Annotated in this window: 18 protein-coding genes; 8 read left to right on the forward strand and 10 right to left on the reverse strand. The window is 45.6% G+C overall.

The window, feature by feature from the left end; translation table 11 throughout:
- Positions 1 to 101: 101 nt before the first annotated feature.
- Positions 102 to 1,106 (reverse strand): HTH-type transcriptional repressor PurR, encoded by a 1,005-nt coding sequence (gene purR / locus R7E42_RS08860; RefSeq protein WP_005378368.1) that lies wholly within the window; start codon positions 1,104 to 1,106, stop codon positions 102 to 104.
- A 468-nt stretch (positions 1,107 to 1,574) separates the two neighbouring features.
- The gene (gene torD / locus R7E42_RS08865) at positions 1,575 to 2,222 is read right to left on the reverse strand and encodes a molecular chaperone TorD (protein ID WP_318070496.1); all 648 of its coding nucleotides are present in this window, start codon (positions 2,220 to 2,222) and stop codon (positions 1,575 to 1,577) included.
- 266 nt (positions 2,223 to 2,488) lie between these two features.
- Here torD and torR point away from each other — a divergent pair, with 266 nt between their 5' ends.
- The gene (gene torR / locus R7E42_RS08870; protein ID WP_005378370.1) at positions 2,489 to 3,199 is read left to right on the forward strand and encodes a two-component system response regulator TorR; all 711 of its coding nucleotides are present in this window, start codon (positions 2,489 to 2,491) and stop codon (positions 3,197 to 3,199) included.
- A 72-nt stretch (positions 3,200 to 3,271) separates the two neighbouring features.
- Here torR and elyC read toward each other — a convergent pair whose 3' ends face one another.
- Complete coding sequence (gene elyC / locus R7E42_RS08875; RefSeq protein WP_005387893.1) at positions 3,272 to 4,057, reverse strand: envelope biogenesis factor ElyC; 786 nt, start codon at positions 4,055 to 4,057, stop codon at positions 3,272 to 3,274.
- Positions 4,058 to 4,171: 114 nt separating this feature from the next.
- On the opposite strand from elyC, the gene cmoM reads away from it, so the two are divergent.
- From cmoM to mukB, 4 genes are read left to right on the forward strand one after another with little or no spacing between them, the layout of a single operon-like run.
- Positions 4,172 to 4,963 carry a tRNA uridine 5-oxyacetic acid(34) methyltransferase CmoM gene (gene cmoM / locus R7E42_RS08880; RefSeq protein ID WP_065275056.1) on the forward strand — a complete coding sequence of 264 codons (792 nt, stop codon included), beginning with the start codon at positions 4,172 to 4,174 and terminating at the stop codon, positions 4,961 to 4,963.
- A 2-nt stretch (positions 4,964 to 4,965) separates the two neighbouring features.
- Positions 4,966 to 6,303 (forward strand): chromosome partition protein MukF, encoded by a 1,338-nt coding sequence (mukF, locus tag R7E42_RS08885; protein ID WP_017634722.1) that lies wholly within the window; start codon positions 4,966 to 4,968, stop codon positions 6,301 to 6,303.
- Positions 6,284 to 7,009, forward strand: a complete 726-nt coding sequence (gene mukE / locus R7E42_RS08890; RefSeq protein WP_005378379.1) for a chromosome partition protein MukE — start codon at positions 6,284 to 6,286, stop codon at positions 7,007 to 7,009. Before mukF ends, mukE begins: the two co-directional genes overlap by 20 nt.
- Positions 7,010 to 7,011: 2 nt before the next feature.
- Positions 7,012 to 11,475: a chromosome partition protein MukB gene (gene mukB / locus R7E42_RS08895; RefSeq protein ID WP_318072607.1), complete on the forward strand. Its 4,464-nt coding sequence runs from the start codon at positions 7,012 to 7,014 to the stop codon at positions 11,473 to 11,475.
- Between the two features lie 143 nt (positions 11,476 to 11,618).
- Here mukB and R7E42_RS08900 read toward each other — a convergent pair whose 3' ends face one another.
- From R7E42_RS08900 to R7E42_RS08930, 7 genes are all read right to left on the reverse strand, one after another.
- A complete protein-coding gene (locus R7E42_RS08900) occupies positions 11,619 to 11,771 on the reverse strand; it encodes a hypothetical protein (RefSeq protein ID WP_005378381.1) in 153 nt (50 codons plus the stop codon).
- Positions 11,772 to 11,998: 227 nt separating this feature from the next.
- Positions 11,999 to 12,967 carry an alpha-L-glutamate ligase-like protein gene (locus R7E42_RS08905; RefSeq protein WP_005378387.1) on the reverse strand — a complete coding sequence of 323 codons (969 nt, stop codon included), beginning with the start codon at positions 12,965 to 12,967 and terminating at the stop codon, positions 11,999 to 12,001.
- Between the two features lie 3 nt (positions 12,968 to 12,970).
- A complete protein-coding gene (locus tag R7E42_RS08910; RefSeq protein WP_005378389.1) occupies positions 12,971 to 14,476 on the reverse strand; it encodes an inactive transglutaminase family protein in 1,506 nt (501 codons plus the stop codon).
- Between the two features lie 11 nt (positions 14,477 to 14,487).
- On the reverse strand, positions 14,488 to 15,234 hold the full coding sequence (locus R7E42_RS08915; RefSeq protein ID WP_005378391.1) for an ATP-dependent zinc protease: 747 nt from the start codon (positions 15,232 to 15,234) through the stop codon (positions 14,488 to 14,490).
- 276 nt (positions 15,235 to 15,510) lie between these two features.
- On the reverse strand, positions 15,511 to 16,482 hold the full coding sequence (gene cmoB, locus R7E42_RS08920) for a tRNA 5-methoxyuridine(34)/uridine 5-oxyacetic acid(34) synthase CmoB (protein WP_213901055.1): 972 nt from the start codon (positions 16,480 to 16,482) through the stop codon (positions 15,511 to 15,513).
- 81 nt (positions 16,483 to 16,563) lie between these two features.
- Positions 16,564 to 17,301 (reverse strand): carboxy-S-adenosyl-L-methionine synthase CmoA, encoded by a 738-nt coding sequence (gene cmoA / locus R7E42_RS08925; protein WP_017635063.1) that lies wholly within the window; start codon positions 17,299 to 17,301, stop codon positions 16,564 to 16,566.
- 93 nt (positions 17,302 to 17,394) lie between these two features.
- The gene (locus R7E42_RS08930) at positions 17,395 to 18,261 is read right to left on the reverse strand and encodes a DUF72 domain-containing protein (RefSeq protein WP_042522110.1); all 867 of its coding nucleotides are present in this window, start codon (positions 18,259 to 18,261) and stop codon (positions 17,395 to 17,397) included.
- A gap of 273 nt (positions 18,262 to 18,534) precedes the next feature.
- On the opposite strand from R7E42_RS08930, the gene aspS reads away from it, so the two are divergent.
- From aspS to ruvC, 3 genes are all read left to right on the forward strand, one after another.
- Positions 18,535 to 20,313: an aspartate--tRNA ligase gene (gene aspS / locus R7E42_RS08935; RefSeq protein WP_005378401.1), complete on the forward strand. Its 1,779-nt coding sequence runs from the start codon at positions 18,535 to 18,537 to the stop codon at positions 20,311 to 20,313.
- A gap of 142 nt (positions 20,314 to 20,455) precedes the next feature.
- Positions 20,456 to 21,202 carry a YebC/PmpR family DNA-binding transcriptional regulator gene (locus R7E42_RS08940; protein WP_005378402.1) on the forward strand — a complete coding sequence of 249 codons (747 nt, stop codon included), beginning with the start codon at positions 20,456 to 20,458 and terminating at the stop codon, positions 21,200 to 21,202.
- 92 nt (positions 21,203 to 21,294) lie between these two features.
- A complete protein-coding gene (gene ruvC, locus R7E42_RS08945) occupies positions 21,295 to 21,816 on the forward strand; it encodes a crossover junction endodeoxyribonuclease RuvC (protein ID WP_005387909.1) in 522 nt (173 codons plus the stop codon).
- The last annotated feature ends 27 nt before the right edge of the window (positions 21,817 to 21,843 follow it).

Below are 21,843 nucleotides of genomic sequence, written 5' to 3' on the forward strand. Positions count from 1 at the left end.
TGTTATTAGAGCGGGGTGAAGTATTAGAGATTGCTTAATTTTTCCAAAAAAATAAGCGCCCCTGTAGAGCGCTTATTTAACACGGTTAAATACAGTGAAATTTAGTTCATTTTTTTCACAGTATTTCGAATTACAAGCTCAGGTTGCATTTCGAAAATTCGTTTTTCGTGTTCTTTATCTTTGATACGCTCAAGTAGAATTTCGAATGCATTTTTACCAACACGACGTTTAGGCTGGTGGATAGTCGTTAGCGGTGGAGAGAAGTATTCTGCAAGCTCGATGTTGTCGTAGCCGATCACTGAAATATCTTCAGGAATTTTGATCCCGTTTTGTTGCAAGCGGCTCATTAGGCCTAGAGCCATTGTGTCGTTAAAACAGAATACCGCCGTCGGGCGCTTGTCCATTGCGGTAATTTTATCTGCAACTAATACGGCCGTATCACATTCAAAGTTACCTTCAAGGATCCAGTCTTCATTTACAGCTAGGTTCGCTTCGCTCATTGCGCGACGGAAACCTGCAATGCGCTCTTGGCAAGCAAGCTTTTCAAAATGACCGCTTAGACAAGCGATATCCGTATGACCATTGTCAATCAGATGTTTGGTTGCAATGTAGCCACCTTCTTCTGAGTTATCCATGATCTTGTCTGCTTGTGAGCTCTCTGGGCCCCAATCCATGACCACTTTAGGAATGTCCGCATGACGGTCAAGCATCTCTTTTAGTTCTTCGGTTAAGTCAGAACACATCACTAGGATGCCATCAACGCGCTTTTCAGCCAGCATACGAATGTAATCGCGTTGTTTTTCGTAAATCCCGCCTGTGTTACATAAAATCAGAGTATAGCCTTGGCGGTAACAGTAGCTCTCAACGCCATCAATCACTTCTGAGAAAAATAGGTTAGTTGATTGAGTTACTAACATGCCAATCGTACGAGTTGAGTTGCATTTTAGGCTGCGTGCAACGGCACTTGGCGCGTAATTCAGCTCGTCAACGGCTTTCATTACTTTTTCTTGCGTTGCTTCTGCAACGAAACGCGTTTTATTGATAACGTGCGAAACTGTCGTAGTGGAAACGCCGGCTAAGCGAGCAACGTCTTTTATCGTGGCCATAAATGGTGTCCTGTATCGAGCTACTGAAATATGTCGTATTGGATGTACCTGATGCTCTAATGGTTTCACACCTAGCAATCTAAAATTGGCGCTAAGTGTCTCGGCAGCGGTTGATCCAAGTGCGACAAAAGGGTGCGTAGCAGCATCGGTCGATGAATTTTATCTTTTTTCTATCTGATGAGAAATTGCCATCAACCTGTTAAGAAAACACAAAAACCGCTATATTTCAGCGGTTTACATATAAATCATATTTAATCGTTTGCGCTCACATTTTAGCCCTATGTGGACTGACTAGCAATGTTTTCAGCAAGAGATTTGTGTATTTGAAGTCACATTTTGACTGCTAAATAACCAAGCGTCTTTGCGCTAAGTTAAGGCAAACGAATATTATACCCAAGTTACTTACAATTGGTCACTTTCAGGCATACAGGAAGCCCGATAGGCAGGCTCCCTAAAAATAGGCGGCAATTATTCACCAAGAAGGTAGGCGCTGTCTAGTTTACAAAATGCAACTAATAGTTTCGCGACACTCGAGTAAAATCCAAATTCGTCGAATTTTTTACATTTGTCTGAAAACTGAGGTAACCAAGACATCAATTGTTGCTGGATAAAGTCGTTTTGTTTAACGAAGGCTTCTTCCATGTGTTTTTCTTGTTCAAGCTCGTTTGAGCGGATAATCATGTTCCCGAGAAAGTCGAGCTCAACGGCTAAGTGATCCGCAGGTTCCTTTAGTTTTTCGTCTACTTGAACGCCAAATTCAGCCATCAACTTTTCCATTTCCTCAGCTGGCTTGTCATTCAGTAAACCTGATTCACCAATGTACATGGATGCGTAAGGAAGAGCGCCGTATTTTTCTGTCTTCAAAAACAGTTCACAAAAGTCAGCTGCAAGCTCTAGTTGTGCATCTTCACGATCTTGTAACCGATTCAATGCATCAACTAGGCTATCAACAGCTGGTTTCAGCGACTCATTTTCACCTAAACCTGCGAGAAAACTGCGAATTTCAACACTGTGATAGGCTTCCAATTCTTTCTCTGTTAGTTCTTTTGCGAACAAGCTCGAAAACCACCAGTAAATTTCAGCGCGTTTTTCATTAAAAGCTTTCACTTCTTGCATTTTGGGCTCCTGAATGATGCTTCAAGTCATGCATCACAAAGTCAATTAGGGATATCCCCTAAGTGTAATCAATTAAAATGAATAGCAGTAACTATAATTGTTATGTTTTATGGTCAAAAATGACCGTTTATTAATAGCAATGGGCAAGCTTGTTTTGAATCAATAAAAACGCTAAATCTTGCGTTTTAATGTATCTATGACTAGAAATGTTACTAGTTATGAATAGAATACGTCTTGGATAATAAGAAGACAGAAAAGTGGTGTAAATGAGCTATCACGTATTAGTCGTAGAAGATGATGTTGTAACTCGTAGTAAGCTTGCGGGATATTTCCAAAATGAGGGCTACCAAGTCAGCGAAGCAGAGAGTGGCGCAGAAATGCGTGAAGTTTTGCAAGCGGGCGATGTAGACCTGATCATGCTGGATATTAACCTGCCTGGTGAAGACGGCCTGATGCTTACTCGTGAGTTACGTAGCCAATCGGATATTGGTATCATATTAGTAACAGGACGCACGGATAGCATTGATAAAATCGTAGGCCTAGAAATGGGTGCTGACGATTATGTGACAAAACCTTTTGAATTGAGAGAGCTGTTAGTTCGCGTTAAAAACTTGCTGTGGCGTATTTCAGCAGCGCGCAGTGGCAGCTCGAAAGCGAATGAAACCAGTGAAGAGCACATTGTGCGCTTTGGGGAGTGGACATTCGACATTCAACGTCGCGCACTTAGCCGCAACGGTGAGCCAGTAAAACTAACTAAAGCAGAGTATGAACTTTTGGTGGCATTATCGTCTTACCCTAACCAGGTGTTAAGTCGTGAGCGTATTTTGAACATGATCAGCCATCGAGTGGATGCGCCGAATGACCGCACCATTGATGTTCTTATTCGACGTATGCGCGCAAAAATGGAGTTCGATCCTAAGAACCCACAGATTTTTGTAACGGTACACGGCGAAGGCTATATGTTTGCTGGTGACTAGTTTGAGCATAACTCAATCGTAAAAAGAAAAAGGAGAGCTTCGGCTCTCCTTTTTTGTGGCTTCAAGATAATACTAGTTTGCTTCAACCATTGGTGTTTGCCCGACAGTATCACGCAACCTTTGCCAAATACTGCCCAAGTACTCATGCCAATAAAGCTCTGTTTGTTCTAAGTAACGCGCTTTAGGTGAGTATTTATCCCAAGGTTGACTGATTTCGCTAATAGCTAAGAAGTTGGTCGGGGCTGGGATTGGTTTAATGCCTGCTGCGTTGAACTCATACAATGCACGGCTCATGTGACTCGCAGAAGTGACTAACACAATCTCCTTTTGCTGAACGAATGCAGCAGCTTGACGTGCCTCTTCCCACGTATCCTTTGCATCCTCTAATAAAATGATATCGGATTTTGCTACACCTAAGGCTAGGGCAACGTTCGCCATCATTCGCGCGTGGCTAATTTCAGATCCGCCAGCATAGCCGGATAAGATTAATTTCGCGCCTGGATACATTCTTAAAATACGAATGCCCTCAGTTAAGCGCATTAATGCTGCACGGCTTAACTGCGAGGTGGGTGGAATTTCGTCATCGATAACATGACCATTCCCTAAAACCATCACGTAGTCGATGGTGCCAGAAACTGGCAAAAAGGCTTTATGCTCTCGCTCTAACGGCATAAGAAGCTTGGTTGAAACAGGTTGGAAGGCAACAAGAAAAATGCCAACAAAAGAGAATAGAACAACGAAGCAGCCAGTTTTACGTTTTGTAGTAAAACTAATGAGAGCAAGACCCAACAAGCCTATCAGCAGCAATGCCGGAAGGGGCATAAGCATGGCTGACACTACTTTTTTCAGCTCAAACATACATAAATAGTCCGAAAAAACATCAATTGATAATAAAAATGAGGGTATCCCTCTTTATTCCTGCTTTCCTTGTGCCAGAATAGCGGCACAATCCGTTATGATAACTCAGCAGAAGTGACAGAAGACCGCAATTTCGACGATATCGCCCACAAATTTGCAAAAAATATTTACGGCTCCGATAAAGGGGAGATCCGCCAAATCATTGTGTGGGAAGATTTTCTACAGATTCTAAGTGAATTAGATGCTGACCAGCAACCCCTAGAAGTGTTAGACGCTGGTGGTGGTTTGGCACAAATGTCGCAAAAGCTTGCTAAGCTCGGACATCGAATCGCTTTATGTGATCTATCTTCGGAAATGCTGCAGTTGGCTAAGCAGGATATTGAAAAAAACGGTTTGCTTGAGCAGTATCGCCTGATTCATTCGCCTGTCCAATCCATCGGTGAACATATGGATGGACGGGTCGATCTGGTTATGTTCCACGCTGTGATGGAGTGGCTGGTTGATCCTAAGGCCGCACTTGAAACAGTTCTAGAACAAGTAAAACCGGGAGGCATCGCATCAGTCATGTTCTACAACCACCACGGTTTAGTCTATAAAAACGTGGTTTGTGGCAACATTCCTCATATATTAGACGGCATGCCTCACCGAAAAAGATTTAAACTACAGCCGCAAAAAGGCTTAAAACCTGAAGAAGTCTACCAGTGGATAGAAAATTCAGGTTTTAATATTTGTGGCAAATCTGGTATTCGCTCATTTAGTGATTACATAGGCAATATGGAATACATGGGTGATTACGAGTTTGAAGATGTGTTGGCGCTAGAAAAACAACTTTGTCGACAAGAGCCATACCTCTCATTAGGCCGCTACATTCATGTGTGGGCTAAAAAGAACGATAAACAGGAATAACAATGAGTGAGATGACTCTCAATGCTGCAGAGCAACCAATCGATGAGCTGGTTGGCTGGGTTAAGCAGCACGATTTCTCGTTGAACCTGACCACAGAGCGATTGGCATTTTTGATAGCCATTGCCGTACTGAGTAATGAAAGGTTCGATGAAGAACTGGGTGAAGGTGAACTGCATGATGCATTTGCCATCGTCACTCGACTATTTGATGAGACCGGCGAAGCCTCCGCTTTTCGTGCGAACAATGCGATCAACGAGATGGTTAAGCAGCGTCTTATGAGCCGTTTTGTCAGTGAGATTACTGACGGAGCGAGCATTTACCGCTTGTCGCCATTAGCGATAGGAATAACCGACTACTACGTGCGTCATCGTGAGTTCTCAAAACTGCGTCTATCTATCCAGCTATCCATGGTAGCGGATGAAATGGCGAAAGCGATTGAGGCAGCACAAAAAGGTGGTACACCGGGTCACTGGAAGAAAAACGTATACGGTGTTTTAAAATATTCTGTAGGCGAAATTTTCGATCAAATTGACCTCAACCAACGTGTTATGGATGAGCAGCAACAGTCAGTGAAACAACAGATTGCTGACCTGCTTAACAAAGACTGGCGTGAAGCGATCAACAACTGTGAAGCACTTCTGTCAGAAACATCAAGCACGTTGCGTGAACTTCAAGATACGCTGCAAGCCGCCAGTGATGAACTGCAAACTCAGATCCTCGATATTCAAGAAATTGTTTACGGTGACCCTGAGCTGGAGTTTATCGAAGAAGCCTTGTTTGGTCTGCAAATGAAGCTGGACCGAATCACAAGCTGGGGCCAGCAAGCTATCGACCTTTGGATTGGTTACGACCGACACGTGCACAAGTTTATCCGTACTGCAATCGATATGGATAAGAATCGTGCGTTTAGCTCGCGTCTGCGTCAATCTGTCAAAGATTACTTCGATGCGCCTTGGTATCTGACTTATGCAGATGCGGAGAGGCTTTCCGACCTTCGTGATGAGGCCCTAGTACTGCGTGATGACGAGGTCACGGGTCAAGTTCCGATGGAAGTAGAATACGAAGAGTTTCAACAAGTCAATGATGAGTTGTCTGAACGAATTGGTGACATGCTAAAAGCGCATAAAGATCAAGGCACACCAATCGATTTGAGTGTGGTACTGCGAGATTACCTTGCACAGCACCCTTACACTCATCATTTTGATTTAGCTCGCATTATCGTCGATCAAGCTGTACGTCTAGGGTATTCAGAATCGGATTACCAAGCGATTCAACCAGACTGGAAAGCAATCAACGAATTTGGGGCAAAGGTACAAGCGAATGTCATCGACCGATACTAATGAATACATGTCAGAGAATCTGGCAAAAGCAATTTCTAACCCTCTGTTCCCAGCGCTAGACAGCATGCTTCGAGCAGGGCGTCATATCTCAAGTGAAGATCTAGACAACCACGCGTTGTTGTCGGATTTCGAACTTGAGCTTTCTTCTTTCTACCAACGCTACAACACCGAATTGGTGAAAGCGCCAGAAGGTTTCTTCTACCTTCGTCCTCGTTCAACGTCTCTGATTGGCCGTAGTGTTCTTTCTGAACTGGATATGCTGGTGGGGAAGGTACTGTGTTTCCTTTACCTAAGCCCAGAGCGTCTTGCGCACGAAGGCATCTTTACTAACCAAGAGCTGTACGACGAACTGCTTGCTCTAGCAGACGAAAACAAGCTGATGAAGCTAGTGACGAACCGTGCGACTGGTTCTGACCTTGATAAAGAAAAGCTGTTTGAAAAAGTACGTACGTCACTTCGTCGTTTGCGTCGCCTAGGCATGATCATCAACATCGGTGAAACCGGTAAATTCAGCATCAGTGAAGCGGTATTCCGCTTTGGTGCCGATGTACGTATTGGCGATGACATGCGTGAAGCGCAGCTGCGTCTAATCCGTGATGGTGAAGCAGTAGTGCACACCAAAGAGCCAAGCCAAGGCAGCTTATTGTCTGAAGAAGATCAAGACGACCAAGCCCAAGAAGAAACAACAGAAGAGGGTGAAGCATGAGCATGATTGAACGCGGTAAATACCAATCGCTGACCATGGTCAACTGGAACGGCTTCTTTGCCCGTACGTTTGACATCGATGGTCTGGTCACCACGCTATCAGGTGGTAACGGTGCAGGTAAATCAACCACAATGGCGGCGTTCATCACCGCATTGATTCCTGACCAAACGCTGCTGCACTTCCGTAACACGACAGAAGCGGGCAGCAGCCAATCGTCTCGCGACAAAGGTTTGTACGGTAAGCTACAGCCGGGCGCATGTTATGCGGCGCTAGACGTGGTGAACTCACGTAACCAACGCCTATTGTTTGCAGTAAAACTACAGCAAGTTGCGGGTCGTGATAAGAAAGTAGACATCAAACCGTTTGTGATCCAAGGTCTTCCAAGCCATGTGAAACCAACGGATATCTTGGTTGAAAGCGTATCTGCGACTCAAGCTCGTGTACGTCAAATCAATGAAGTAAAAGAATCAATCGCAGAATTTGAAGGCGTTCAATTCAAAGCGTTCTCTTCTATCGTGGATTACCACTCGCAGATGTTCGAATTCGGTGTGATTCCGAAGAAACTGCGTAACTCTGGTGACCGTTCTAAATTCTACCGCCTGATCGAAGCATCGCTTTACGGTGGTATCTCAAGTGCGATTACCCGTTCGCTACGTGACTACCTTCTGCCACAAAACGGCGGCGTGAAGAAAGCGTTCCAAGATATGGAATCGGCGCTGCGTGAAAACCGCATGACGCTAGAAGCGATCAAAACCACGCAAGCAGACCGTGACTTGTTCAAACATTTGATTACAGAGTCGACCAACTACGTGGCAGCGGACTATATGCGCCATGCTAACGAGCGTCGTAAAAAACTAGAACAGACATTGTCTTTGCGTTCAGAGTTATTTGGTTCTCGCGAGACCTTGATTGAGCAAAACAATCTGCTTAACCGCGTTCAAGAAGAGCTGGAACTGCTGATCGAGTCAGAATCTTCTTTAGAGCAAGACTACCAAGCGGCTTCTGATCACTTGCAACTGGTGCAAAACGCGCTGCGTCAGCAAGAGAAGATCGAACGCTACCAAGAAGATCTTGAAGAGCTGAGCGAGCGTCTTGAAGAACAAATGATGGTAGTCGAAGAAGCGCAAGAACGCGTGATGATGGCTGAAGAGCAAGCTACCGTTGCAGAAGAAGAGGTGGATAGCCTTAAGACGCAACTTGCTGATTACCAGCAAGCTCTTGACGTTCAGCAAACTCGCGCCCTTCAATATCAACAAGCAGTTCAAGCGCTGGAGAAAGCGAAGCAGCTACTTGGCGATGACAGCCTAACGGCAGAATCGGCACAAGCGCTTGTCTCTGAGCTTAAGAGCAAAGAATCAGAAAACACCAATGCGTTGCTATCGGTTAAGCACAAACTGGACATGTCTTCTGCAGCGGCAGAGCAGTTTGAAACCGCGCTTAAACTGGTACAAAGCATCGTTGGTCAAGTTGAGCGCAAAGACGCGTCTGAACATGCGAAAACTGCAATCGCGAAAGCGCGTGAGTCACAACAAATCGCGCAAAACGAACAGCAATGGCGAGCACAACACCGTGATCTCGAACGCAGCCTTAACCAGCAGCGTCAAGCACGTGAACTGGTTGCTGAATACAAAAAGCAATATCACGTTGAACTAACCGATGAGGTTACATTTGAACAAGAACGTGAACGTCATGCGACGCAAATCGAATCACTAGAGATAGCTCAAGAAGAAGTTCGTGATCAGCGTGGTGAACAGCGCCGTCTAGAGCAAAACGCGGTGGCAGAAATCAGTAAGCTTGAAGCAATAGCACCAGCTTGGATTGCGGCGAACGATGCGCTAGAGAAACTGAGAGAGCAGAGCGGTGAAGAGCTTGAGGATCGCCATGCGGTAATGAACCACATGCAAGTTGTCCTTGAACAAGAAAGGGAGCTGTCTTTAGCTAAAGATAAGCTTGCTGAGCGCCGTAGCCAGCTAGACTCTGAGATTGAGCGTCTTGCTTCTCCTGGTGGTTCAAATGACCCTCGCCTGAAAGGTTTGGCAGATACGCTGGGCGGTGTATTGCTGTCTGAGATCTACGATGACATCACGATTGATGACGCGCCTTACTTCAGTGCGATGTACGGTCCGGCTCGTCACGCTATCGTTGTTTCTGACTTGTCAGGCATCGAAGAGAAACTGGTAGAGCTAGACGACTGTCCAGAAGACTTGTACATCATTGAAGGTGACATCGATGCCTTTGATGACAGCTCGTTCGATGCAGAAGAGTTAGAGGGCGCGGTTTGCGTTCGTATGAACGATCGCCAAATGCGTTACTCTCGCTTGCCTGAGATCCCATTGTTTGGCCGTGCGGCACGTGAGCAGCGTCTAGAGTTGCTGCGTAACGAACGAGAAGAAGTGGTAGAGAAACACGCAAAAGCGGCGTTTGATTCTCAGAAAATGCAGCGCTTGTACCAAGCGTTTAACCTATTTGTGTCTAACCACATTCAGGTTGCTTTTGACGCCGATCCAGAACAAGCACTGGCAACTATTCGTGATAAGCGTAACCAAATTGCTCGCGTGCTGGCGGATCTGGATGCGAAAGAGCAACAACAACGTTCTCAGCTTCAAACCAGCAAGCAAGCGTTGTCTTCTCTGGACAAGCTAGCGTCACACATGGTGCTTGTTGAAGATGAGTCATTGCAAGCGCGTTTTGATGAGCTAGAAGAGAAAATCGCTCAGCTTGCAGAGGCGAAGAACTTCTTAAGCAACCATGCAAAAGCCGTCGCGCAATTAGAGAATATTGCGTCTGCGCTTGATGCTGACCCAGAGCAATTCGATGCACTAGAAGCAGAATACAAAGCGGCAGACGAGCGGCTACAAGATCTTAAGAAGCAAATCTTTGCACTCTCGGATCTCGTTGAACGTCGTCACTACTTCGCTTACTCAGATTCAGTAGACCTACTGAACAAGAGCAGCGAACTGAGCGAGCAGCTAAAAGCTAAACTGGTTCAAGCTGAACAAATGCGTACACGCTCTCGTGAAGAGTTGAAGCAATCGCAAGGTCAAATGAACCAATACAACCAAGTATTAGCTTCATTGAAGAGTTCACACCAAGCGAAACTGGAAACGGTTCAAGAGTTCAAACAAGAGCTTCAAGAGTTTGGCGTGAACGCTGACGAAGGTGCAGAAGAGCGCGCAATGCGTCGTCGTGACGAACTGCACGAGCGCCTACACACGTCTCGCAGTCGTAAGAGCGAATACGAGCGCACGATCACCTCTACTGAACTAGAGATGAAAGGCTTGGCGAAACGTCTGAAGAAAGTTCAGAAAGAATACGTTGAGCTACGTACCTTCGTGGTTGCAGCGAAAGCTGGCTGGTGTTCAGTACTTCGTCTGGCGCGTGAGAACGATGTTGAGCGTCGTCTACACAAGCGTGAACTGGCTTATATGTCAGCGGATGAACTGCGTTCAATGTCGGATAAATCATTGGGTGCGCTGCGTCTCGCGGTTGCGAACAATGACGACCTGCGTGATGCGCTGCGTCTATCAGAAGACAACGCTCGCCCAGAGCGTAAAGTTCTGTTCTACATTGCGGTTTACCAACATCTTCGTGAGCGTATTCGTCAGGATATCATCCGTACTGATGATCCTGTAGAAGCGATCGAAGAGATGGAAGTAGAGCTGGCGCGTCTAACGGAAGAGCTAACGCAACGTGAAAACCGCTTAGCGATCAGCTCTGAGTCAGTAGCGAGCATCATCAAGAAGACGATTCAGCGTGAGCAAAACCGTATTCGTATGCTGAACCAAGGCCTGTCGAACATCTCGTTTGGTCAGGTGAAGGGCGTACGTCTAAACGTGAAGATCCGCGAAAGTCACGAAGTGCTACTGAACGGTCTAGCGACACAGCAAGAGCAGCACAAAGACCTGTTTGAATCGACTCGCTTTACCTTCTCCGAAGCAATGGCGAAGCTGTTCCAACGTGTGAACCCACATATTGATATGGGTCAACGTTCTCCTCAGGTTCTGGGTGAAGAGCTACTGGATTACCGTAACTACCTAGAGCTAAGTGTAGAAGTGAACCGTGGTACAGATGGTTGGCTACAGGCTGAGTCTGGCGCACTATCAACAGGTGAAGCGATCGGTACTGGTCAGTCAATCCTATTGATGGTAGTACAAAGCTGGGAAGAAGAGTCTCGTCGTCTACGCAGCAAAGACATTGTGCCTTGTCGTTTGCTTTTCTTGGATGAAGCCGCGCGTCTGGATGCGAAATCGATCGCGACATTGTTCGAATTGTGTGACCGTCTGGATATGCAGCTTCTTATCGCAGCGCCTGAAAACATCAGCCCAGAGAAGGGGACTACCTACAAACTGGTGCGTAAGGTGTTTAAAGATCACGAACACGTACACGTGGTTGGTCTGCGTGGTTTTGGTCAAACGGATAAGCCTAAGACTGAAGCACAAGAGATGATTGAAGAGTTTGAATCGTAAACTGCGAATCTAACAAAACGCCCGCAATGAACGCGGGCGTTTTTGTATCTATTTACGAGGTAGGCTTCGAACAACATAAGACAAGCCGAGACTGTAGGACGGCAGTCTCGGCTTATTAACGGAACTTAATGAGGAAGCGACGTTTATTCCTCTGGAATATCGTCCCTGACTTCGATCATTTCAGCAAGCTCTTCAAGTGCTTGGACAGAAAGCTCAGACAAGCGTTGTAGGTGTTGGTCTAAGCTCTCTTGTTCTTCAAGCTCTGGTTCATCATTATTTGTTTCTTTTATTAGCATTTCCCAACCTCTCAAGTTGAGTAAGGGGAGCTCTCATCATACTCAAAAGGCAAAGTAGAAAAGAAACGATCTATGTTGATTTTGTTAGCTCGATCATTGATTCAACTTATATATGAGAAGGATGTGTTTAATAAGGAGAGCAAGTGCAAGGTTTTTGGATGCGGGAACAAAAACGCCAGTAATCATGACAATTACTGGCGAGTAATAACGAACATTAGGTCGGAGGGTTAGAACAACGGCTTCACACCGAACTGCTCTGCTGCGTAAGCGACGCGTTCAATCGGTTTTGGATACTCAGCAGGTGTGCCAAGGCTCTCTATGTGTTTCAAACGAGGAAGCAAGCCTGCACCATTAGCGATTTGGATTGCCAGACCAGGGCGAGCGTTAAGCTCTAAAACCATAGGTCCTTCATCTTTATCCAGCACCATATCCGTACCCATGTATCCCAAACCTGTCATTTCCCAGGCACTTGACGCAAGCTCCAGCAAGCGCTCCCAATGCGGTACTTGAAGGGTCGAAAGGTCTTTACCTGTATCAGGGTGATGAGTAACTGGATGATCGAACTGCACCGCTCTGACGGCTTTACCTGTCGCGATGTCAATGCCTACTCCTACGGCACCTTGGTGAAGGTTTGCTTTGCCGTCGGAAGCCGCTGTAGAACAGCGCATCATCGCCATAACTGGATAACCTTTAAATACGATGATCCGAACATCTGGTACGCCTTCATAACTGAAGCCATCAAAACAGTCATCAAACTTGATTAAGTTTTCAACCACAGCAACGTCATTTTTACCACCAAGAGAGAAAAGGCCAGCAAGCGCATTACTAATGTGACGCTCGACCTCATCCCTACCAATTGTAGAGCCGGAGGGTTTGGTATATACCCCGTTTTTGTGAGACGTAACAACCAGAATGCCTTTACCGCCACTACCTTGTGCAGGTTTGATTACAAAACCAGGCCAGTTCTCAACCATTTTGTGGATAGTCTTAACTTCAGCTTGGTTATGAATGACACCGATCAGGGCAGGAACTGTTGCTCCTGCTGCCTGTGCAATAATTTTGGTCTTTAGCTTGTCATCGACAAGTGGGTATTTAGAACGATCATTGTAACGGCCAATATAGCTGTGGTTACGCTTGTTCATCCCCATAATGCCTTTATGGCGAAGCTTAGACGGCGAAGTAAAACTTTCGAACATCGTTTAGTCCTCCGCTAGTGGTTTGAAGCGTCGTAGCTCAGTGAGGCGGTAACCTGTGTAAGTACCTAGTAATAGAATACCGGCCAGAACAATCAACTGTAGACCAATGAAGTTAAAGGTTAAGTGTTGAATGTATGAGTTCGTCATTGCAAGGTAAACTAATACCGCTGTCAGCAATGAACCACCACCTTGCAGAGCAACTTCCTTCGCACCTTCTTCTTCCCATAGGATTGACATACGTTCAATCGTCCAAGACAAGATGATCATAGGGAAGAAGGTAATTGTTAGGCCTTCCGTTAAGCCCATCTTAAACGCAACAACGGTGAACACCGAGATGATCATAATAACGGTAATAATGACCGCAGATATCCTTGCTACCAGCAATAAGTTCAACCTAGACAAATAGCTTCGAATAATCAGGCCTGTACCTACAATTAGCAAGAAACCGACAATACCCGTTAATAGTTGAGTTTGAACAAAAGCAACGGCAATCAACACAGGCATGAAGGTACCGGATGTTTTCAGGCCGATAATCACACGCAAGAACACAACGATCAGAGCACCAATAGGGATGAGCATGATGGTTTTGAACATCGCTTGCTCTTCCAAAGGTAAGCTATGAATTGAAATATTCAGTAATCCATCTGCTTCTATTTTGTTGTTTGTAGCTTGTTGTGGTGTCATTTCTTGCTTAATCATCGAGAAATGCACTTGGCTATTTTTACCACCAACAAGGTCAAGTAAGGATACGTTTGATTCATCCCACACTAACAAGTTGGGTTTCACTGCTTTTTGTTCGGATTTTGGTGAAAACAGTACCCAATCTTTACCTGACCAAACCTGAACCATTGGTTGAATTGTTTGGCGTCGACGACCATCTTCTAGTTCGATAACACCGACGGTTTTGCTCTGTATACCTGCGGTAAGCAAAATGTTATGCAGTGCATCAGTACGGCTGAAATCGTTCAGTAGTAGCGACGAGTTTTGGCTATCTGGGTCATTAAGCGCTTTGATAAGCTCACGAGTAAACGTCACATTATCGGCTGATCGACTCATCGCACGTTCGATAAGGGCATTTGCCGCTGCTGCTTGTGGTGCTGATAGCGTTGGTGGCGTAATGTCTTCCGTTGGCGGTAACGGAGTGACTTTAGCCTGAGGGTCTACTAAGAACTGGGCTTTGTAGTATATGGTTTGTGGCCCTTGAGCTTGGCGAATTGACCATTCTGCACGACGGCCTGAATCGTCATTGATGTAGGAAACGCCATAACCTGATGAGGAAGCAGATTCACCGATAAGTGTGTAACCACTTTGTGTATGAGGTGCTGCAAGTGACGCTTTTACTTCGTTGCCGTTAGCATTGAACTCAATACGAGCTTCTACATCCCATACCTGGCGAGTTTCGCCTGGCGTCCAAGGCACGCCGTAGTTTTCATGTCTGAAAACACTCAGAGCAATGCCCGCAATCACCAATAAGATGATAGAAAGGTAAAACGGTATTTTTGACGTCATAATCTACCTTATTATTTTTTATCTTCGTCCGTTTGGATATAGGTACGACTTACATCGACAAGTGCTATGTCGCGCATAAATTCTCTACCCAGTAAAATAGGATGGTTCATATGTGAGCGATCTGCCAACGTAAATTGCGCTTTTTCATGAATTTTTCCAACGCGCACCCAAAGTTCTACCACAGCGCGGCGTTCTAACTCTTCACTGGTAACCTGGCGGATTTTGACGTAGCGAATGACAGGAGCTTCGATCCAAGTACTTTTCTCTTCTTCGGATTTACTGGTGTCTGCTAAGTGGAATCGGACCCATTTTTTGCCATTTCTTTCGAACTCTTCAATATCAACGGCATTTAAAGACGACGTCGCAGCACCAGTGTCGATACGTGCATCAAAAGTTTGCTTAATCGACTCTACCGTGACCTTTTCGATAGAGCCAAGGACAATATCGTGAGTTGGGGTTGGTTCCACAGGAGCGGGAGATTGGACAATAATCGGCTCTTTCGGTTTTTTTACTTCTGCCATTGCTTCATCGCGAAATGTAAGAAGTTCAACCTGTAGTTTATCGACTTGTTCTTCAAGGCTGTCGATATAGTCCGATTGGTTGCTGAGCTGTAGCTCTAGGTTGGTAATGCGATTATTGACATTCGCTTCTGAATTTTGAATCGCCGCTAACGTTTCTTGGTGGTACTGTTCGCCTTTGGTTAGTGAGCATCCAGATAGTAAGGCGATGGCAACAATCGGGGTCAATCGTAATAACATTGAAAACCTTGGGATTGGATTAAGTTGTTTATTTTTTAGGAGTTTAGCTTATATCGATAAAGCCTCACAAGTAAGAATGTTTCTCTATTACTTATTGTTTGAGGAATAGTGATGAAAAGCCAAAAATCAAGGACATAAAAGCGCATCCTTATTTAGAGCGTGCTTATATTTTGACGTGACAAATGGATTCAAAAAACAAACTCGCTCATTACGAGGAAAGAGGGTAATGTCTTAACTCGTAAAATGAGTTAAGACAATGTCAGGAATCTCAGCGAATTATGATTTGCGAGCGACAAGAACCGCACGGCGAGGGGCAGGGTAGCCTTCTACAGTCTTGCTTGGGTCGTTCGGATCTAAGTAGTCAGGTAGAGAGTTATGCGTCATCCAATCTGTGGTACGTTGTTCATTTACGGATGTGATGTTTTCATCAACGATACGAACATCTTCAAAACCGACCAATTCTAACCACACTTTTAGGGCTTTTGCTGAAGGGAAGAAATAGACATTACGCATTTGCGCGTAACGAGAAGTCGGGACCAGTACTGCATTCTCATCACCTTCAATCACGAGTGTTTCCAATACAAGTTCACCACCAGATACCAATTGATCTTTTAGTTGCACTAAATGATCGAGAGGCGAGCGGCGATGGTAAAGCACGCCCATGCTGAATACCGTATCGAACGCTTCTAACTTAGGTAGTTGTTCAATACCCAATGGCAATAGGTGTGCACGTTGGTCATCGCCCATTAGTTTACGAATTGCTTCGAACTGAATTAGAAACAGGTGAGATGGATCGATACCGACAGTTAAGCGTGCACCTTCGCCTAGCATGCGCCACATGTGGTATCCGTTACCACAACCTACATCGAGTACGCTGCGATTCTTTAATGGTGAAATATGCGGAAGCACGCGGTCCCATTTCCAATCACTGCGCCACTCAGTATCAATATGGATGCCGTGTACGTGGTATGGGCCTTTGCGCCAAGGATGGAATGTACGAAGTAAGCTTTCTAGCTTTTTAAGTTCCCCTTGAGGCATCGGCTCATTGTTTGAAATCGTGACAGAATCAACAATGTCGATGCTGTCCGGTCTACCCGCTGGGATTTTGTTCAGGGCTTTCAACCAGCGACCAAAGTCACCGTGCTCTGCATTTTGCCAATCCGTTAGCTGTTGTGGAAGCACATTAAGCCAAGGTTGAAGACGGGTGTCTTGGGCAATCAATTGGTAGAAATTTGCAAAGTTAAACATAGTTAGTTAATCGCTGAGTTGATGGGTATAAATTATTAACAAAAGCCGAAATCGGTATGGTTCAGGCTTTGTATGCATGGTCTATTTAATCGCGAACATGGAGCCGAAGTTAAAGCATTGGAACCAAACATCGTAGCTAGAAAAGCCAATTTTAGCGAAACGCTCTTTATGTTCTTTCTTTGAATCTGGGCGCATTACGTTTTCTATCGCGCTGCGCTTTTGGCTGATTTCTAGTTCGCTATAACCATTCGCACGTTTAAAGTCGTGGTGAAGGTCAATTAACAGTTCGTTCGAAACTTCATCTTCGAAGACGAACTTCTCCGATAGAATCAAAATGCCGCCTGGACGCAGGCCTGCGTATATTTTCTCGAGCAAGGAGTAACGATCTTCTGGAGAGAGGAATTGCAAAGTGAAGTTCAACACCACCACTGACGCGTTTTCAATTTCGATATTGCGAATGTCTGCTTCTACTACATCCACAGGAGTGTCACTGCGGTAAGCGTTGACGTGAAGTTTACAACGCTCAACCATCGCAGGAGAGTTGTCCACTGCGATGATTTGGCAACCTTCTTGTTTGATATGGCGACGCATAGACAATGTTGCAGCACCCAAAGAACAGCCAAGGTCATAGATGTTTGAGTGAGGTTTTACAAAACGCTCTGCCAGCATACCGATTGCAGAAATGATATTGCTGTAACCCGGTACCGATCGTTGAATCATGTCAGGAAATACTTCCGCTACGCGTTCATCGAACGTGAAATCCCCAATTTTATCGATTGGAGCCGAAAAAATAGTATCTGGATTGCTCTTAGGGTTCATAACTAAGTCTCTGCATACAAGCCGCCTGAAAATGTCAGGCACCAAAAAAGGCGCGTATTTTATGGGAATTTCGCGCCTCTGTCATGTGTTGCGTTAGAACATCTGTAACTGCGAGTTGCCATCGTCAGCTGGGAAAGGTGATAACTCAGGGAGTGTGATACGCTTTTGTATGTCTTTATATAGGTTTGCGGCCAACTCTGGCGCAATTATATTGTCTGCGGTATGGATCATGACATATGGCTGTTTACCTTCGGCAATCCATTGTGGCAACTTGTTGAGCCATGGTTTAAAAAACTCGTAATTTTGCTGTTCTTCTGGATGACCAATAAAGCGAATCAAAGGGTGTGAAGCGGTAGCAATGGCGTGAACAGGGACTCGTGGTTTTTTCATTTGTGCATCAATAATCGCCTCATTGTCGGGCTTAGCGGCAAAGACTGGGCGGCTATCCATAATAATGCGGTCAATATTATTCTCTACTAACCATTGGTTAAGTGCTCGCTCTTCTTCGCCTTTGGAGAAAAATGCCATATGGCGAACCTCAACACCGAGAGGGAAGTTAGGTGGAAAGTTCGCACAGAACTTTTTCAGCCGATCAAGGTGCTCAGGACCAAATGCGGCTGGTAATTGAATTGTCCATTGGCCCACACGGTCATGCAAAGGCTCCATGACTTTCATGAAGTCTCTCAGTTGCTCGCTGCAACCTCTTAGCATTTGCTCATGAGTGATGGCTTTAGGAAGTTTGAAAGTAAAGCGAAAATCATCGTGGGTTGCGGCTCTCCAGTTTTGCACTGTATTGAGCGTCGGTGTGGCATAAAATGTCGTGTTGCCTTCCACGGTATGAAACACTTGCGCATACCTTTCTAAACGTTCAGCGGGCTTTGTCCCGCTGCCGTAAAAACTTTGTTGCCATTGATTGTGCGACCACATCGTCAATCCAAGTCGAAGAGGTAAGTTATCCATTATTCTTTACTGCTTGCTACTCGTGTGAATACTTTACGAGAGTTTTGCTGAAATAGGTAATTTCACGCTATAATCCTCCCCAATTTTTTCGCTTTGGTGCGCTTTTGAACATTTGTTGTACTAAAAAGCACCAGTGAATGATAAAACACACGTAATTGTATGTTGAGTAGTCGATTTTCGTGGACATTCAGCGTATAACTGAATCTTTACTCTGCTTAGCAATGAGGCTGACAGAGCGTAGTTAACAACATTTGAGAGATTGGGAATTTCATTATGCGTACCCATTACTGTGGTCACCTGAACAAGTCCCTTGCAGGACAAACTGTAGAACTTTGCGGCTGGGTTAACCGTCGTCGTGATTTAGGCGGTCTTATTTTTATTGATATGCGAGATCGCGAAGGTATCGTTCAGGTAGTTGTTGATCCAGATATGGCGGATGCGTATGAAGTGGCTAACACACTTCGTAATGAATTCTGTATCAAACTAACGGGTGAAGTGCGCGTTCGCCCAGAGAGCCAAGCAAACAAAGACATGGCAACAGGTGAAGTCGAGATCCTTGCGAAAGGTCTTGAAATCATCAACCGTTCTGATGTTCTGCCTCTAGATTTCAACCAAAAGAACTCTGAAGAGCAACGCCTGAAGTACCGTTACCTAGATCTACGTCGTCCAGAAATGAGCGACCGCATCAAGCTACGTGCTAAAGCGTCTAGCTTTGTTCGTCGCTTCCTAGATGACAACGGTTTCCTAGACATCGAAACACCAGTCCTAACAAAAGCGACTCCAGAAGGCGCTCGTGACTACCTAGTACCTAGCCGTGTTCACAAAGGCAGCTTCTACGCTCTTCCTCAGTCTCCACAGCTATTCAAACAGCTTCTAATGATGTCTGGTTTTGACCGTTACTACCAAATCGTTAAGTGTTTCCGTGATGAAGACTTGCGTGCTGACCGTCAACCAGAGTTCACTCAGATCGATATCGAAACGTCATTCATGACGGCTGACCAAGTTCGTGCAACGACTGAAAAAATGGTTCGTGAAATGTGGCAAGAGCTACTAAACGTTGACCTAGGTGAATTCCCAGTAATGCCGTTCAGCGAAGCGATTCGTCGTTTCGGTTCTGACAAGCCAGACCTACGTAACCCACTAGAGCTAGTAGACGTTGCTGACCTAGTGAAAGACGTTGAGTTCAAAGTATTCTCAGGTCCAGCAAACGACGAAAAAGGCCGCGTTGCCGTTATTCGCGTTCCAGGTGGTGCATCTTTGACTCGTAAGCAAATTGATGGCTACGGTGAATTCGTTGGCATCTACGGTGCGAAAGGTCTAGCTTGGATGAAGGTTAATGACCGTGCAGCGGGCATGGAAGGTATCCAATCTCCAGTCGCTAAGTTCCTAAATGAAGACGTGATCAACGGCATTCTAGATCGTACTCAAGCGGAATCTGGTGACATTATCCTATTTGGCGCTGATAAAGCGGGTATCGTTGCAGAAGCAATGGGTGCGCTACGTTTGAAACTAGGTAAAGACCTAGAGCTAACGGATGAGTCTGCATGGGCTCCATTATGGGTTGTTGACTTCCCAATGTTCGAAGAAGATGACGAAGGCAACCTACACGCGATGCACCACCCATTCACATCGCCTCTAGGTGTGACTGCAGAAGAGCTAAAAGCAAACCCTGCTGCGGCAAATTCTAACGCTTACGATATGGTTCTAAATGGCTACGAAGTGGGCGGCGGCTCTGTTCGTATCCACAACGCAGATATGCAAGAAGCCGTATTTGATATTCTAGGCATCACACCTGAAGAGCAACAGCTTAAGTTCGGCTTCCTGCTTGATGCGCTAAAATTCGGTACGCCTCCACATGCTGGTCTTGCATTTGGTCTAGACCGTCTAGTAATGCTGCTATGTGGTACAGAGAACATCCGTGATGTTATCGCGTTCCCTAAAACAACAGCAGCTGCGTGTCTACTAACAGACGCACCAAGTATTGCGAACCCAGCAGCGCTAGAAGAGCTAGCAATCGCAGTAACTGCAGCGAAAGAAAAAGACGCAGAATAAGCGCACAACATTTGAAGAAAACTCCCGCAACTGCGGGAGTTTTTGTTTAAATAAACCCAAGAAACTTCCAAAGCAATTTCCCAAGCAACGCTTTTAGAACATGTTTTGTTATTAAGCGTCAAAATACATTAAAAGGTGAATTATGGCTGGTCATAGTAAATGGGCGAATATTCGTCACCGTAAAGCAGCGCAAGATGCGAAGCGCGGCAAAATCTTTACTAAATTAATCCGTGAAATCGTTGTTGCGGCAAAAGAGGGGGGCGGTGAGCCAGAAAATAACCCACGTTTGCGAGCCGCAATTGATAAAGCACTGTCTAACAACATGACACGTGACACTGTCAATCGCGCTGTCAGCCGAGGTGCTGGTGGTGAAGGCGACGACAACATGGAAACCGTGATCTATGAAGGTTATGGTCCAGGTGGTACGGCGGTCATGGTCGAATGTATGACGGATAACCGAAATCGTACGGTATCTGGCGTACGCCATGCATTCTCAAAGTCAGGCGGTAATCTGGGGACGGATGGTAGCGTCAACTATCTTTTCGACAAGAAAGGCGTGATTTCATATGGCCCAGGTTTAGATGAGGATGCGGTAATGGAAGTAGCATTAGAAAGTGGTGCTGATGACATTGAAACGGCAGAAGATGGCTCGATTGATGTCTACACGGCCCCAGGCGATTTTGGACTCGTAAAAGATGCTCTTGATGCCGCAGGGTTTGAGGCAGAGAACGCTGAGGTGTCGCTGATCCCATCTACGAAAGCAGATTTGGACGCGGATACTGCGCCAAAACTACTTCGTTTGATTGACGCTTTGGAAGATCTGGACGACGTTCAAGAGGTTTATCACAATGGTGATATCTCTGACGACGTTGCGGCTACGCTAGATTAAACTCAAGGTGTCGGGAGCGGTATTTGCTCCGAAGTTAGCAAGTAATAATAAAAAGACTGAGGCCGAATTAGGCCTCATTTTTAGGAACATTCATGTCAATTATTTTGGGCATTGACCCAGGTTCGCGCATTACCGGCTATGGGGTCATTCGTCAAAATGGACGCCACTTGCAATACCTTGGTAGTGGCTGCATTCGTACTTCAGAAAAAGAACTTCCGGGTCGGCTTAAACAGATTTATGCAGGCGTCACGGAAATCATTACCCAGTTTCAACCGGACGTTTTCGCGATCGAGCAAGTGTTTATGGCCAAAAACGCGGATTCAGCGCTAAAACTTGGCCAAGCTCGTGGCAGTGCAATTGTTGCTGCGGTGAATGCGGAGTTGCCGGTATTTGAATATGCGGCTCGTCTTATTAAGCAAGCTGTCGTCGGCACTGGTGGCGCGGACAAAGCGCAAGTTCAGCATATGGTTCAGCAGATGCTTAAATTGCCCGCCAAGCCTCAAGCGGATGCAGCCGATGCTTTAGGTGTGGCGATTTGTCATGCCAATACTAACAAGACTCTCGTTGCGTTAGCGGGCAAAGCAACCAGTGCCAGAAAAGGGCGCTACCGTTAAAATTAACTGGATGTCTATCCAGTTCTT

Origin of the sequence: Vibrio sp. Vb1337 (assembly GCF_033338715.1) — a bacterium.
GTDB lineage: Bacteria > Pseudomonadota > Gammaproteobacteria > Enterobacterales > Vibrionaceae > Vibrio > Vibrio alginolyticus.